Here is a 13,820-nt window from a genome sequence, read left to right as displayed (position 1 = left end):
TGCTGCTCCGGCCATGCTCGGGCTCCCTCCCGGGGTGCGCTCAGCATACGCGCGCACGGGAGGTACGGTGGCGATCATGAGCACGCCCGCGGCTGGCTTCGCGCTCGACACGAGCGTCGACGTCGATGCGCGGCCGAGCCTGCCGTGGCCCGCGTGGATCGCGGCGGGGGCGCTCATCTTCCTCGCCGCGGTCGCGGGCGTGCTGTTCGCGCCCGGAGGCACGACGGTCGCGGTGTGGTGGCCGGCCGCGGGGCTCTCGGTCGCCTTCGCGCTGCTGCAGCCGCCGCGCCGGATCTGGCTCGTGGTCGTGCTCGTGCTCGTCGCGACCGCGGCGGCGAACGTCGCGGGCGGCCGCACGCTCGTGCAGGCGCTCGGCTTCGGAACGGCGAACGCCGCGGAGGTCGCGGTCATCGCGGCGATGCTCGGCTGGGGCCGCGAGCACTTCCAGCTCTCGTCGCTGCGCGCGGGACTGCGCTTCGCGATCGCGATCGGCGTGGGCTCCCTCGCCGCAGGCCTCCTCGCGGCGATCTCGGTCACCGTGCTCGTGGGTGGCGCGTTCTGGCCGACGATCGCGCTCGTCGCGGCATCGCACGCGGCCGCGGTCGCGATGATCGCGCCGTTCGCCGCGCTCCCGCCACGCGTGCCGGTGCGCGCGAGCGCCATCGAGTTGCTCTCGCAATCGCTCGTGCTCGTGCTCGTGATCGTGCTCGTCTTCCAGCTCGATCCGACCCTGCCGCTGTCGTTCGCGCCCTACCCGGTGCTCGCGTGGGCGGCGTTCCGCTTCTCGATCCGCGTCGTGCTCGTGCAGTCGCTCGTCGCGTCGCTCGCGATGCTCGTGCTCACGCTCGCCGGACGCGGCCCGTTCGCGGTGGCGAGCCTCGACGTCACGGAGCAGGCGGCGGTGCTCGAGGTCTACCTGCTGACGATCGCGGGCTTCGCGCTCGTCATCTCCGCCGCCCAGTACGAGCTGCGCGCCGTCTGGCGCCGGCTCGACGCCTCGGCGCGGCTGCTGACGGGGAGCGTCGTCGAGTCGCGCCTCGGCCTCGTGCTGTGGCGCCCGGGCCGCGACGCCGCCCGGCTCGTGTGGGCGAACCCTGCGGCGCGGGCGATGCTCGAGGCCGAGCTCCAGGGTGACGGCTGGTCGGGGCCGATCGCCGCCGCGGCAGCCGACGCGCTCCGCTCGGGCAGCACCACGACCGTGACGACCGCCGCCGGTCGCACGCTCACGGTCGAGGCCAACCCGATCCACGGCGAGGACGACCGCGTCGCGGTGCAGCTGCTCGACGTGACCGAGCCCTTGCGAGCGCGCCGGGCCGAGGTCGAGGCCGAGGTCGAGCGCGAGGCGGCGCGCTCGATCCGCGCGGAGCTCGAGCGGCAGCGCGACGACTTCCTCGCCACCACGAGCCACGAGCTGCGGACGCCCATCACGAGCGTCGTCGGCTACGCGGAGCTGCTCGCCGAGTCCGGCGGCCTCGGCGCCTCGGAGCGGAAGTGGGTGACGGTCATCGAGCGGAACGCCGTGCGGCTCTCCGAGCTCGTCGAGGACCTGCTGACGCTCAGCGGCGGCGCGACCTCGACGCCGCGGCCGACGGAGCCCGAGCGCATCGACAGCCGGGAGCTGCTCGACGACGCGGTCGCGAGCCTCGCGCCGATCGCGGAGCGCAAGGCGGTCGAGCTCCTCCTCGACGTCGACGACAGCGTCGCGCTCGGCTCGCGCAGCGACGCGAGCCGAGCGGTGTCGAACCTGCTCACGAACGCCATCAAGTTCACGCCGGCGGGCGGGCGCGTGCAGCTCGCCGCCGACCGCGACGGCGAGCACGTGCGCATCCGGATCGCCGACACCGGGCCCGGCATGAGCGAGGAGGAGCTCTCGCATGCCTTCGACCGGTTCTACCGCGCGCCCGGTGCCGTGCGCGACAACGTGCCGGGGACGGGCCTCGGCCTCCCGATCGTCGCCGAGCTCGCCCGCCGCAACGGCGGCACGATCGAGCTGCGCCGCGGGGACGGCGGCGGGCTCAGCGCCGAGCTGCGGCTGCCGGCTGCGCCGCCGCCGAGCGACTGAGCGCGCGCTCGAGGTCGTCGATGAGGTCGGCCGGGTCCTCGAGGCCGATCGACAGCCGCAGCACGCCCGCGTGCGGCTTCGCCTCCGCCGCGACGGGGCGGTGGGTGAGCGACGCGGGATGCTGGATGAGCGAGTCGACGCTGCCGAGCGAGACGGCGTGCGTGAACAGCTCGACCGACTCCGCGACGGCGGCGGCCCGCTCGAACGAGCCGACGTCGACCGCGATCATCGAGCCCGGCCCCGCCATCTGCCTGCCCGGTCCCACGAGGCCCGCGGTGTCGCATCCGTCGAGCCCCGGGTAGCGCACCTCGAGCACGCCGTCCATCGCGGCGAGGGCGCGCGCGACGACCTCGGCCCCCGCCTGCTGCGCCCGCACGCGCAGCGGCAGCGTCTGCAGGCCGCGGTGCATGAGGTAGGCGGCGAGCGGATGCGCGAGGGCGCCCGTGATGGCGCGGACGGGCCGGAGGGCTTGCGCCCACTCCGCATCGCACGCGACGACGCCGCCGACCACGTCGCCGTGGCCGCCGATGTACTTCGTCGCCGAGTGCAGCGAGAGCGCGGCGCCGTGCGACAGCGGTCGCTGCAGCACGGGCGTCGCGAACGTGTTGTCGACGAGCACGGGCGCGTCGCCGGCAGCGGCGGCGAGCGCCGAGAGGTCGACGAGCTCGAGCGTCGGGTTCGCGGGGGTCTCGACGACCACGAGGCCCGTGTCGGGGCGGCACGCGCGCGCGACGCCGTCGACCGAGTCGACGAAGGTCGTCTCGGTGCCGAGCAGGCCGGTCGCGAGCAGGTGGTCGGTGCCGCCGTAGAGCGGCCGCAGCGCCACGACGTGGTTGCCGCGCCGCTGCCGCGCGGCCATCAGCACGGCGGTCACGGCCGCCATGCCGGAGGCGAACGCGACGGCGCGCTCGGCGCCCTCGAGCTGCGCGAGGGCCTCCTCGAACCGCGCGACGGTCGGGTTCCAGAGCCGCTGGTAGACCGCGGAGCCGTCGCCGACGTCGCCGCCCGTCGCGAGCCGCTCGTAGGCATCGCCGCCGGTGAGGACGTCGGGGAGCGGGTTCGTGGAGGAGAGGTCGATGGGGATCGCGTGCACGCCGAGCGACCGCAGATCGTCGCGGCCGGCATGCACCGCGAGCGAGTCGGGTCGGAGGCGAGCGTCATTGCTCGTCGTCATGCACTCGATCATGCCTCAAATCCCGGATGATGGGGCGCGCCTCGCGAAGGCGGGTGTCAGCGCTGCTGCGGTGCCAGGATCGAAGCCGTGACGCTCCTCGCCCAGCCCTTGCGCATCGGCTCGTTCGACGCCCCCAACCGCATCATGCAGGCCGCGCACTCGAAGCAGTACTCCGACCGCGTCGAGTCGGATCGCGAGACCGCCTACTTCGTGCGTCGCGCTCGCGGCGGCTGCGGCCTCTTCGTCGCGGGCAACCACCTCGTGCATCCGAGCGCCTCGACGCGCGGGTTCCAGGACGCGTGGCGGCCCGAGGCCGTCGACGCGAACCGCCGCATGACCGACGCGATCCACGAGGCGGGCGCGCGCGTGCTCGTGCAGCTCAACCACCACGGCGCGCAGGCCTCGCCCGAGGGGCCGGACGGACCGCGCGCGGTGCTCGCGCCCAGCCGCATCCTCTCGCCCTCGACGGGAGTCGCCACCGCCGAGGCGAGCCCGCGCGAGCTCCGGTCGCTCGCGGATGCGTGGGCCGACTCGGCCGAGCGCGCGCGGCTCGGCGGCTTCGACGGGGTCGAGGTGCACATGGCGCACGGCTACCTGCTGCACCAGTTCCTCACGCCGCTCACCAACCGCCGCACGGACGCCTACGGCGGCGACCTCGAGGGCCGCTCGCGCTTCCCGCGCGAGGTGCTGCGTGCCGTGCGCGCCCGCGTGGGCGACGACTTCACGGTCGGCATCCGCATCGTGCTCGACGAGCACCACGAGGGCGGGCTCGACGCGGCCGCGATGCGCGAGGTCGTCGCCGCGCTCCGCGCGGAGGCGAGGATCGACTTCCTCGACACCGCGGCCGGCAGCTACCACGACGTCCACTGGGTCTTCCCGTCGTCGGCGATGCCGGTCGCGTGGCTGCGCGACGACGTCGCTGCGCTCAAGGCGGCGAACCCCGACCTCCCCGTCTTCGGCGTCGGCGCGGCGCTGAGCGTCGAGGAGGCCGAGGAGGTGCTCGGCAGCGGCATCGCCGACATGGTCGCGCTCACGCGCGGCCAGCTCGCCGACCCCGACCTCGCCCGGAAGCTCCTCACCGGGGCGACCGAGGGCATCCGGCACTGCATCCGCTTGAACCAGGGATGCCTCGGGCGCGGGAGCCAGGGGCTGCCCGTCTCGTGCACGGTCAACCCCGAGGCGGGGCGCGAGCTCGAGCCGGTGCCGGCCGTCGCCGCGACGCCGCAGCGCTGGGCGGTCGTCGGTGGCGGCCCCGCTGGCCTCCGCGCCGCGCTCGACCTCGCCCGGCTCGGGCACGCGGTCACGCTGCTCGAGCGCGAGGTCGAGCTCGGCGGGCAGCTGCGGCGCGCCGCGCGCGTGCCCGGCCGATCGTCGGTCGCGCTGCTCGTCGCCGACCTCGAGCGCGATGCGCGGGCTGCGGGCGTCGAGCTGCGCCTCGGCGAGCCGGCGACGATCGAGGGCCTCCGCGCGCTCGGCGCCGATGCCGTCGTGCTCGCGACCGGCGCGGTGCCTCCCGAGGGATCGTCGCTCGCCGTCGACGAGGCGTTCGAGGGGGAGCGGCCGGCGACGATCGACGCGTGGCGCGCGATGGACGATCCCGCCGCGCTCGGCGACCGCGTGCTCGCCGTCGACGACGACGGCACGGCGCGCGCCTCGGGCGTGCTGCTCGCGCTCGCGGCCAGCGGCGCCGCGATCGAGGTCGTGACGCCGTTCGAGCAGCTGCTGCCGCACGTCGGCACCGGCTACGAGCGGCAGCTCGTGCTGCGCTCGCTCGCCACCGGCGGCGTCGTGCGGCGCACCGCGGCGCGCGTGCGGCTCGACGGCGGCCGGGCGTGGGCGGTCGACGTGCTGACGGGGGAGGCGACGCCGCTCGCGGACCCCACGGCGATCGTCGCGCTCACGCCGCCGGCGGCCGTCGGGCTCGAGCGGCAGGGCGCCGAGGCGCTCGAGGGGACCCTCGGCGTGCCGGTGCATGCGATCGGCGATGCGCGCGCTCCGCGCGGCATCGACGCGGCGATCGCCGAGGCGTGGCAGCTCGCTCGAGGCACCGCCGGCTGACGCACCCTGGCGCACGCCGCCCGCCTGCGGCATGCTGACTCCACGCGGCCGAGCGGCCGCAGTGAGGAGCCGAGATGGCAACCCTGCTCAACCCCTACCTCGCGTTCGGGCGCGAGGCTCGCGAGGCGATGAACTTCTACCACGGCGTGTTCGGCGGCGACCTCGTCGTCAGCACGTTCGGCGAGAGCGGCATGGCCGACGACCCGGGCGACGCCGACCTCGTCATGCACGCCCAGCTCACGACCGCCGACGGCCACACGATCATGGCGAGCGACACCCCGCGCGGCATGGACCAGCCGAGCGGTCGCCAGCAGGTCTCGCTCTCGGGCGACGACGACACGACGCTCTCGCGCTACTGGGAGGGCCTGAGCGGCGGCGCGACCGTGCTCGAGCCGCTCGTCGAGGCCCCGTGGGGCGACAAGTTCGGCATGCTCGTCGACCGCTGGGGCGTGCTCTGGATGGTCAACATCGCGCCGGCGGCGGGTCGGGGGGCGGGTGTGTCGTCGGCGATCGACGACGACGGCGACGCGACCGCGGGCGGTCACCAGGACACCGCGCAGCAGTGGCACACCGAGGGTGCGACGCCGGAGCCGACCTCCGGGCACGAGAACACCGCCGACCAGTGGCCGGCGGACGAGCAGCGGGATCCGGGCGCGCCGCGCTGACCGGCTGAGACGGGCGCGGCGCCGGCACCGGGGAGACCCGGCTGCCGGCGCCGCGCTCGACTCGCGCGATCGCTAGGCGGGCCCGCCCGAGGTGGTGTCCTCCTCCGTCTCCGGGTTGTGGTGGTCGGGCTCCGGGCGCCCCGCGCCCTCGCGCGGCTCCTCGACCTCGTCGGGCTGCTGGCCATGCTGCTGGTCGGTCACGATGCCTCCTGTCGTCGTCGTGCCCCCGTCCTACCGCGCGCACCTGGGAGGCGCACGACCGCCGAGCGCGCACCGGCGTATCCTGGTCGTACCCCGACCTGCGAAGGAGCAGCACCATGCCCGAGACGATCATCGCCGGATACGCGCGCACGCCGTTCGCGAAGTTCCTGGGCCAGCTGGCGCAGTCGAAGTCGACCGAGCTCGGTGCCCACGCCGCCCGTCACGCGATGGAGCGCGCCGGGGTCGCCCCCGGTGAGGTCGACGCCGTCGTCGTCGGCCAGGTGCTGCAGGCGACCGTCGGCCAGAACCCGCCGCGCCAGACCGCGGTCGCCGCGGGCGTGCCGATGTCGGTGCCCGCGCTCGGCATCAGCGCCGTCTGCCTCTCGGGGGCCGAGGCGATCGTGACGGGCCACCGCATGATCCAGCTCGGCGAGGCCGACGTCGTGCTCGCCGTGGGCCAGGAGTCGATGTCGCTCGCGCCGCACGCCGCGCCCATGCGCGCCGGCTCGAAGTTCGGCGACACGAGCCTCATCGACACGATGCAGTTCGACGGGCTCACGGATGCGTTCGACCGCGTCGCGATGGGAGCCTCGACCGACGAGCACAACGGCCGGTTCGAGATCACGCGCGAGCAGCAGGACGAGTTCGCCGCCGCTTCGCACGCGCGCCTCGCCCGCGCCCAGGCGGACGGCACGCTCGACGGCGAGATCGTGCCGTTCGAGGCGAAGGCCGGCCGGAAGACCGTCACGGTCTCGGTCGACGACGGCCTCCGGGCCGACACGACGGTCGAGTCGCTCGCGTCGCTGCGCCCCGCCTTCACGCCCGACGGCACGGTCACCGCCGGCAACGCATCCCAGATCACCGACGGCGCTGCCGCGGTCGTGCTCGTCTCGGGCGCCTACGCGAAGCAGCAGGGCCTCACGGGCCTCGCGCGCATCGTCTCGACCGGCTTCGTCGCCGGTCCCGACGTCTCGCTGCACTCGCAGCCCGCCGACGCGATCGAGCAGGCGCTCGAGCGCGCGGGCCGCGCGACGAGCGACCTGCAGGCGGTCGAGATCAACGAGGCGTTCGCGGCGGTCGGCGTCGCCTCGACCCGCCAGCTCGGCGTCGACCCCGAGATCGTGAACGCGAACGGCGGCGCGATCGCGCTCGGCCACCCGATCGGCGCGTCGGGTGCCCGCATCATCGGCCACCTCGCGCGCCGGCTGCAGCAGCTCGGCACCGGCTCGCTCGGGGCGGCCGGCATCTGCGGCGGCGGCGGTCAGGGCACGGGTGTCGTGCTCGAGGCCATCTGACGCCGCGCGACCGCTCGGCCAGCCGCGGCGCAGCGCCCCTGGCCTAGGCTGGATCGATGCGCTTGTCCGTGCTCGACCTCGCCCCCATCAACCCAGGAGAGACGGCGGGCGAGAGCCTGCACGGCTCGGTGCTGCTCGCCCAGGCGGCGGAGCGGCTCGGCTTCGCGCGGGTCTGGTACGCCGAGCACCACAACATGGCGACGATCGCCTCGAGCGCGACGAGCGTGCTCATCGCCCACGTCGCAGCGCACACGTCGACCATCCGCCTCGGGGCGGGCGGGGTCATGCTGCCCAACCACTCGCCGCTCGTGATCGCCGAGCAGTTCGGCACCCTCGCCGAGCTGCACCCCGGCCGCATCGACCTCGGGCTCGGCCGCGCGCCCGGCACCGACCAGCGCACGTGGACGGCGCTGCGCCGCGACATCCGCGCATCCGAGCGCTTCCCCGAGGACGTCGTCGAGCTGCAGGGCTACTTGCGCGGCGAGCCGACCGTGCCGGGGATCAAGGCCGTGCCGGGCCACGGCACCGACGCGCCGCTCACGATCCTCGGCTCGTCGCTCTTCGGCGCGCAGCTCGCCGCCGCCCTCGGCCTGCCCTACGCGTTCGCGTCGCACTTCGCGCCGGATGCGCTGCACCAGGCCGTCGCCGTCTACCGCGAGCGGTTCCAGCCCTCCGCGCAGCTCGCGGAGCCCTTCGTCATCGCGGGCATCAACGCGGTCGTCGCCCCGTCGCGCGCCGAGGCGCTCGAGATGCAGCGCGCGGTCGCCCGAGCCCGGGTGCGCGGACTGCTGCTGCGCGACAGCCCGATCGCCCAGCAGGTCGGCGACGACGAGCTCGACGCGCTCGCCGCGAGCCCGCAGGCCGCGCCGGTGCAGAAGATGCTCCAGCACACCGCGCTCGGCACGGGCGAGGAGGCGGTCGCGACGCTGCGCCGGTTCGCCATCGAGGCCGACGCCGACGAGCTCATCATGGCGGTGCACGGCAAGACCGCGGAGCGCGTGCGCGCGCTCGAGCTCATCGAGGGCGCGGGCGGCCTCGCCGACTGATCGGGCGTGCGGATGCTGCGGACGCCGTCGTCCGTGGTGGCAGCCTGCTCGCGCGGCGTCGGGCTGTCCAGCCCCCGCCACGGCCCTCAGCGCGGGCGGAGCGCGAGCCGCGCGACGGTCGCGGCGGCCGCCTCGACGAGGCTCGCGGCGTCGCGCTGCAGCTCGTCGAGGCTCGCGGGACCTGGCGCGATCGAGAGCGCGGGCACGCCCATCGACGACGCGGCCACAGCGTCGACCGAGCCGGCGATCACCGCGAGCGGCGCGCCCGCGCGTCGGGCGGCGGCGTGCACGACCGAGACGACCTTGCCGAGCGCCGACTGGCCGTCGAAGCGACCCTCGCCCGTGAGCACGAGGTCGGCGCCCTCGAGCGCGGCGTCGAGGCCCGCGAGCTCGGCGAACCACGCGCCGCCCGCGACGATCTCGCCGCCCGTGAGCGCCCGCAGCACGCTCGCGACCCCGCCCGCGGCGCCCGCGCCCGGCACGTCGGCGATCCCGGCCACATCGACGCCGAGCGCGCTCGCCGCCACCCGGGCGAAGCGCTCGAGCGCGGCGTCGAGCGCCGCGACGTCGACGGGGCTCGCGCCCTTCTGCGGGCCGAAGACGGCCGCAGCGCCGCCCGGTCCCGTGAGCGGCGCGTCGACATCGGTCACGAAGCGCCAGCGGGCCGCGCGCGCCCGCGCGTCGAGGCCCGTCGCGTCGAGGTGCTCGAGCGAGCCGAGCCCACCGCCGCCCGTTCGCACGGGCCGGCCCGACGCATCCAGCAGCTGCACCCCGAGCGCGGTCAGGAGGCCCGCGCCGCCGTCGGTCGTCGCCGAGCCGCCGAGCAGCAGCGTCAGCTCATCGGCGCCGCGCTCGAGCGCGTCGAGCACGACCGCGCCGAGCCCCGTCGTGGAGGCGGCGAGCGGCGCGAGCGGCACGTCCTCCACTTGCGGCAGCCCCGCGGCCTGCGCGAGCTCGATGACCGCGTGCGTGCCCTCGAGCGCCCAGCGCGCGAGCGCCGGCCGGCCGAGCGCGTCGACCGTGCGCGTGACGCGCTCCTCGCCGCCGCGCGCGAGCACCGCGTCGAGGCTGCCCTCGCCGCCGTCGGCCATCGGCACGAGCGCGACGTCGGTGCCCGGCACCGCGGCGCGGATGCCGCGTGCCGCGGCCTCGCATGCCTCGAGCGCCGTGAGGCTGCCCTTGAAGGCGTCGAACGCGACGACCGCGCGGGCGGGCTGCCGGCCCGCGGTCATCGGGAGAGCCCGTAGCGCTCGGCGAAGCGCGCGAGGATCGTCTGCGGGTGCGAGACGCTCGCGTCGCGCCCGGCGGCGACGAGGTCCTCGACCTCGTCGGGGGAGAAGTAGCCGTGGTCGCGGTAGACCCGGATGCGCTGCTCGAGGCCGTCGGCGTCGAGCTCGGGGTGGAACTGCGTGCCGATCGCGTGCTGCCCGATGCGCACCATGTGCACGCACGCGGCCGAGACGGCGAGGGTCGTCGCGCCCTCGGGCGCCTCGGCGATGCCCTCCTTGTGGCCGCCGAAGGCGGTGAAGGCGCGCGGCAGCCCGTCGGTGAGCCAGTCGTCGCCCACGAGGCTGAGCTCGACCGGCGCGACCGACTCGGCGATGCCCCGCACCATCCGGCCGCCGAGCGCGTGCACGAGCGCGCCGAGCCCGAGGCACGCGCCGAGGTAGGGGATGTCGTCTCGGATGACGCGCTCCCCGAGGTGCGTGAGCCACGCGATGGTCTCGGCGTGGCCGGGCGGGCGGCGGTGCTCGTCGCTGAAGTTCGCCGGGCCGCCGCCGACGAGCACGGCGTCGACGTCGCGGAGCTCGAGTGCCGGGATCTCGCGGTCGAGCCGCACGCGCTGGATGCGCGACTCGTCGAGCGCGCCGAAGCGCACCATCGCCTCGAGCTCCGCGTCGGCGACCTCGTCCTCGGGCCGCGACTGCACGATCAGGATCCGCCGCAACACGCCGCCTCCGCCCGCGAGCCGTCCGCCGTCCACACGCCGCTCGAGCCGCGCCGGTGCGAGCCGATCAGGTGCGTGTCGACGATGCCGACCGCCTCCATGAGCGCGAACATCGTCGTCGGCCCGACGTGCGCGAAGCCGCGGCGCTTGAGCTCCTTCGAGAGCGCGACCGACTCCGGGCTCGACGTGGGCACGTCCGCGAACGAGCGGGGCGTCGGCGTCGACTCCGGCTGGAACGACCAGATGAGGGCAGCGAGCCCGCCGTCCTCCCGCAGCCGCACGGTCGCCCGCGCGTTCCCGATCGTGGCGTCGACCTTGCGCCGGTTGCGCACGATGCTCGCGTCGGCCATGAGGCGCAGGGCGTCGTCCTCGCCGAAGCGCGCCACCGCATCCGGATCGAAGCCCGCGAACGCCGCGCGGAACGCCGGGCGCTTCCGCAGGATCGTCGCCCACGAGAGCCCCGACTGGAACGCCTCGAGCGAGAGCCGCTCGAACAGGCCGCGCTCGTCGCGCACCGGCATGCCCCACTCGGTGTCGTAGTAGTCGCGCAGCAGCGCATCGGTCGCCGCCCACGCGGGGCGGGCGAGGCCGTCGTCGCCCACGATGAGGTGCATGCAGGCAAGGCTAGCCGCTTCGACTTGTGTCCGTCTTCTGTATACGGCATACTGAACTCGTGACTGCGACCCTGACTCCCCTTGGGACGCGCCGACTCAGCGGCCAGATGTACGCCGAGCTGGAGCGGGTCATCGTGGACTGCTCTTTGCCCCCGGGCACGGCGCTCAATGATTCGGACCTCGCCGCGCAGTTCGGCGTGAGTCGTACGCCTGTGCGAGACACGCTGCACTTGCTCGAATCATCCGGTCTCGTCGAGCGCGGGCGATCGACCGGGTGGGTGGTCACGCCCATTCGCAAGCGCGACGTCGACGAGCTGGCTGAGCTGCGCTCGCTGCTCGAGCCGGCGGGACTTCCCAAGATCATGGAGTGGGATGACGAGCGGCTCGAGTGGTTGGGAACGTTCTTCGACGCCTTCCCTGAGCACCTGCCGCCGGCGGACACGGAGCAGTACCTCGCCCGAGACGACGAGTTCCACCGCGCATTGATCGCAGCGACGGAGAACTCGCGGATCGAACGCATGTACCACGTGGTCGAGCGACAGCTCGCGCGGTGCAAGCGCTACGTCTCCGTGCAGGACGACGCACGTCGCGCGGCGAGCCTCGAGGAGCACCGCGCTGTGTGCCGGGCGATCCTCCGCAGAGACTTCACTGGCGCCAGGGAGGCGCTGCTTCAGCATCTTGCGACCGCGCACTCCACCCTCGCGGCTGCCATCAAAGCCTCGTTGACCTAGTACCCACGCGGTCCGCTTGGGACCGAGACCCACAGCACATGATTCAAAGGAGAATCGATGAAACTCGCCCGTACATTCACGGCACTCGCAATCGCTGGTATCACTCTCACCGCAGCCGCCGGCTGCTCCGCGGGTGGCGAAGCAACTCCGAGCGGAGAAGGCGGCGACGCGGTCGAGTCCGTCAGCATCCGAATCGCGGTTGGTGATCCTGCTGGCTCCGCAGTTGCGAATGCCGCCGAGCACTTCGCCGAGCAGGCCGCCGAGCTGAGCGATGGCGCGGTCGACGTCCAGGTATTCACCGACGGCACGCTCTTCAACGGCGACCAGAACGCGGCGGTGAACCTGCTCGGCAACGGCACGCTCGACGCGACGATCATCTCGACATCGGTGTACGCCTCGTTCGAGCCGACCATGAACGCCATCAGTCTGCCGTTCCTCTTCGACGACATGGACCAGTTCAGCGAGTACCTCGCCGGCGAGCCGGGAGAAACGCTGCTCGGCTCTCTCGAGTCGCAGGGCATCGAGGGCCTCTCGATGCTCACCCGCACACCGCGCGTCACCACGAACTCCGCGCGCCCGATCGAGACCCCCGAGGACTTCCAGAGCTTGAGGATCCGCGTGCCTCAGAACGAGCTCTGGGTGAAGTTCTTCAGTGAGCTCGGCGCGAACCCCACGCCGATGGACTTCACGGAGGTCTACACAGCCCTGCAGCTGGGCACCATCGACGGGCAGGAGAACCCGCTCGAGGTTCCGGTGGCGAACAAGTTCTTCGAGGTGCAGGACTACCTGTCGCTCACGAACCACATCTCTGACGGCTACGTTCTCGGCTTCAACAAGGACAAGTTCGACGGGTATAGCCCCGAGGTGCAGGAGATCCTGCTCGAGGCGGCGTCGAGCACGGCCGAGTGGAAGCGCGAGACGGACGACGCCGAGGCTGAGCAGCTGCTCGCCGAGATCGAGGAGCAGGGCGTCCAGGTCAACGAGCTGACCGACGAGGCGCGCGCGGAGTTCCAGGAGCTCGCACAGGGCCTGTACCCCGAGTTCGAGTCGCTCGTGGGCGCAGAGTTCATGCAGGAGTCCCTGGACTTTCTCGGCCGCTGACCCGAACCGGCCAAACCGGCGAACTAAGGAGCGAGCATGTCGAAGGACACTCCGGGCGCCTCTGGTGCACCCTCGGCTGAGGAGCCGCTCATCGCGATGCTCCCCGACGCCGACCAGCTCAAGAAGAGCGGTCCGCTGTGGCGGGTCATCGAGGTGCTGCTGGCGCTCGGGGTCCTGGGCATGCTCGTCATCCTCATCATCCAGGTGATCGGCCGGCTGGCCGGCGCTTCGCCGTCCTGGACCGAGGAGGCGTCCCGCTTCCTGTTCATGGACGGTGTCTTCCTCGGGTTCGCCGCAGGCTTCCGCGCAGCAGTCCACCCCCGCGTCTCCTACCTGGTGGCGCGGGGGCCGGGCTGGCTCGGCAAGGTGAGCCTGCATACGACCGTGGTGACCGCGATCCTGTTCTTCACGATCCTCGCCTGGAAATCGATCGAGCTAGTGATGCAGCAGATGCGCACCAACGAGACGAGCCCCGCGCTCGCGGTGAGCATGTGGATCATCACCGTCCCGCTCGCGATCGCAGCGGTCCTCTCCATCGTCGGCGTGCTTCAGTCCGTGTACTTCGACAAGAACCTCCGGCAGCGACTTCTCGAAGGCGAGGTCATCGCATGATGAGCACAACCCTGATCGCGATCTTTTTCATCCTTCTCGCACTCGGCGTGCCGCTCGCGCTCGCCCTCGGCGCGGGAGTGGTCGCCACGCTCCTCATCTTCGGGCTGCCGCTCGAGATGCTGGCCCAGTCGATGTTCAGCTCGATGAATAGCTTTCTGCTCATCGCCGTCCCGCTATTCGTCCTGGCGGGCAATGTGGCTCATCGCATTTGAGGGTGTAGCGCCGGTCTGAAGCCGCCGGCTTCGAGCAGGGATCGGGCGATGTAGTTGGCGAGGTTGCGGAAGCCGAGCGCGGAGCCGCGGAGGTGCTCGAG

The 13,820-nt window shown here is 73.5% G+C and carries 14 protein-coding genes; 9 read left to right on the top strand and 5 right to left on the bottom strand.

Annotated elements, in window-relative coordinates:
* Positions 1 to 76 precede the first annotated feature (76 nt).
* The gene (locus tag ACP7BI_RS12610) at positions 77 to 2,062 is read left to right on the top strand and encodes an ATP-binding protein (protein ID WP_425846861.1); all 1,986 of its coding nucleotides are present in this window, start codon (positions 77 to 79) and stop codon (positions 2,060 to 2,062) included.
* Here the strand turns inward: ACP7BI_RS12610 and ACP7BI_RS12605 are convergent.
* Positions 2,016 to 3,236, bottom strand: a complete 1,221-nt coding sequence (locus ACP7BI_RS12605; protein ID WP_425846859.1) for a trans-sulfuration enzyme family protein — start codon at positions 3,234 to 3,236, stop codon at positions 2,016 to 2,018. The genes ACP7BI_RS12610 and ACP7BI_RS12605 overlap by 47 nt on opposite strands.
* A gap of 87 nt (positions 3,237 to 3,323) precedes the next feature.
* Between ACP7BI_RS12605 and ACP7BI_RS12600 the strand changes: the two genes are divergently transcribed.
* The gene (locus tag ACP7BI_RS12600; protein WP_425846857.1) at positions 3,324 to 5,294 is read left to right on the top strand and encodes an FAD-dependent oxidoreductase; all 1,971 of its coding nucleotides are present in this window, start codon (positions 3,324 to 3,326) and stop codon (positions 5,292 to 5,294) included.
* Between the two features lie 74 nt (positions 5,295 to 5,368).
* Positions 5,369 to 5,959 carry a VOC family protein gene (locus ACP7BI_RS12595; protein ID WP_425846854.1) on the top strand — a complete coding sequence of 197 codons (591 nt, stop codon included), beginning with the start codon at positions 5,369 to 5,371 and terminating at the stop codon, positions 5,957 to 5,959.
* A gap of 72 nt (positions 5,960 to 6,031) precedes the next feature.
* Here ACP7BI_RS12595 and ACP7BI_RS12590 read toward each other — a convergent pair whose 3' ends face one another.
* Positions 6,032 to 6,160 (bottom strand): hypothetical protein, encoded by a 129-nt coding sequence (locus ACP7BI_RS12590; RefSeq protein ID WP_425846852.1) that lies wholly within the window; start codon positions 6,158 to 6,160, stop codon positions 6,032 to 6,034.
* 116 nt (positions 6,161 to 6,276) lie between these two features.
* Here ACP7BI_RS12590 and ACP7BI_RS12585 point away from each other — a divergent pair, with 116 nt between their 5' ends.
* Positions 6,277 to 7,455 (top strand): acetyl-CoA C-acyltransferase, encoded by a 1,179-nt coding sequence (locus tag ACP7BI_RS12585; protein ID WP_425846850.1) that lies wholly within the window; start codon positions 6,277 to 6,279, stop codon positions 7,453 to 7,455.
* Positions 7,456 to 7,511: 56 nt separating this feature from the next.
* A complete protein-coding gene (locus ACP7BI_RS12580) occupies positions 7,512 to 8,501 on the top strand; it encodes an LLM class flavin-dependent oxidoreductase (protein WP_425846848.1) in 990 nt (329 codons plus the stop codon).
* An 86-nt stretch (positions 8,502 to 8,587) separates the two neighbouring features.
* Here ACP7BI_RS12580 and ACP7BI_RS12575 read toward each other — a convergent pair whose 3' ends face one another.
* From ACP7BI_RS12575 to ACP7BI_RS12565, 3 genes are read right to left on the bottom strand one after another with little or no spacing between them, the layout of a single operon-like run.
* A complete protein-coding gene (locus tag ACP7BI_RS12575) occupies positions 8,588 to 9,733 on the bottom strand; it encodes a glycerate kinase (RefSeq protein WP_425846845.1) in 1,146 nt (381 codons plus the stop codon).
* Positions 9,730 to 10,449: a glutamine amidotransferase-related protein gene (locus tag ACP7BI_RS12570; RefSeq protein WP_425846842.1), complete on the bottom strand. Its 720-nt coding sequence runs from the start codon at positions 10,447 to 10,449 to the stop codon at positions 9,730 to 9,732. The genes ACP7BI_RS12575 and ACP7BI_RS12570 overlap by 4 nt, the downstream gene beginning before the upstream one ends.
* Positions 10,434 to 11,063, bottom strand: coding sequence for a DNA-3-methyladenine glycosylase I (locus ACP7BI_RS12565; protein ID WP_425846840.1), 630 nt, complete (start codon positions 11,061 to 11,063; stop codon positions 10,434 to 10,436). Before ACP7BI_RS12565 ends, ACP7BI_RS12570 begins: the two co-directional genes overlap by 16 nt.
* 59 nt (positions 11,064 to 11,122) lie before the next feature.
* Here ACP7BI_RS12565 and ACP7BI_RS12560 point away from each other — a divergent pair, with 59 nt between their 5' ends.
* From ACP7BI_RS12560 to ACP7BI_RS12545, 4 genes are all read left to right on the top strand, one after another.
* Complete coding sequence (locus ACP7BI_RS12560; RefSeq protein ID WP_425846838.1) at positions 11,123 to 11,794, top strand: GntR family transcriptional regulator; 672 nt, start codon at positions 11,123 to 11,125, stop codon at positions 11,792 to 11,794.
* A gap of 57 nt (positions 11,795 to 11,851) precedes the next feature.
* Positions 11,852 to 12,895 carry a DctP family TRAP transporter solute-binding subunit gene (locus tag ACP7BI_RS12555; RefSeq protein WP_425846835.1) on the top strand — a complete coding sequence of 348 codons (1,044 nt, stop codon included), beginning with the start codon at positions 11,852 to 11,854 and terminating at the stop codon, positions 12,893 to 12,895.
* Positions 12,896 to 12,991: 96 nt separating this feature from the next.
* Positions 12,992 to 13,507 carry a TRAP transporter small permease gene (locus ACP7BI_RS12550; protein ID WP_425846832.1) on the top strand — a complete coding sequence of 172 codons (516 nt, stop codon included), beginning with the start codon at positions 12,992 to 12,994 and terminating at the stop codon, positions 13,505 to 13,507.
* On the top strand, positions 13,504 to 13,719 hold the full coding sequence (locus tag ACP7BI_RS12545) for a TRAP transporter large permease subunit (RefSeq protein ID WP_425846829.1): 216 nt from the start codon (positions 13,504 to 13,506) through the stop codon (positions 13,717 to 13,719). The genes ACP7BI_RS12550 and ACP7BI_RS12545 overlap by 4 nt, the downstream gene beginning before the upstream one ends.
* Positions 13,720 to 13,820: the final 101 nt, after the last annotated feature.

The organism is Agrococcus sp. TSP3-2-1 (assembly GCF_049897585.1).
GTDB lineage: Bacteria > Actinomycetota > Actinomycetes > Actinomycetales > Microbacteriaceae > Agrococcus.
The sequence above is the reverse complement of the archived record's forward strand: the minus strand, read 5'-3'. Positions and strand labels throughout refer to the sequence as shown.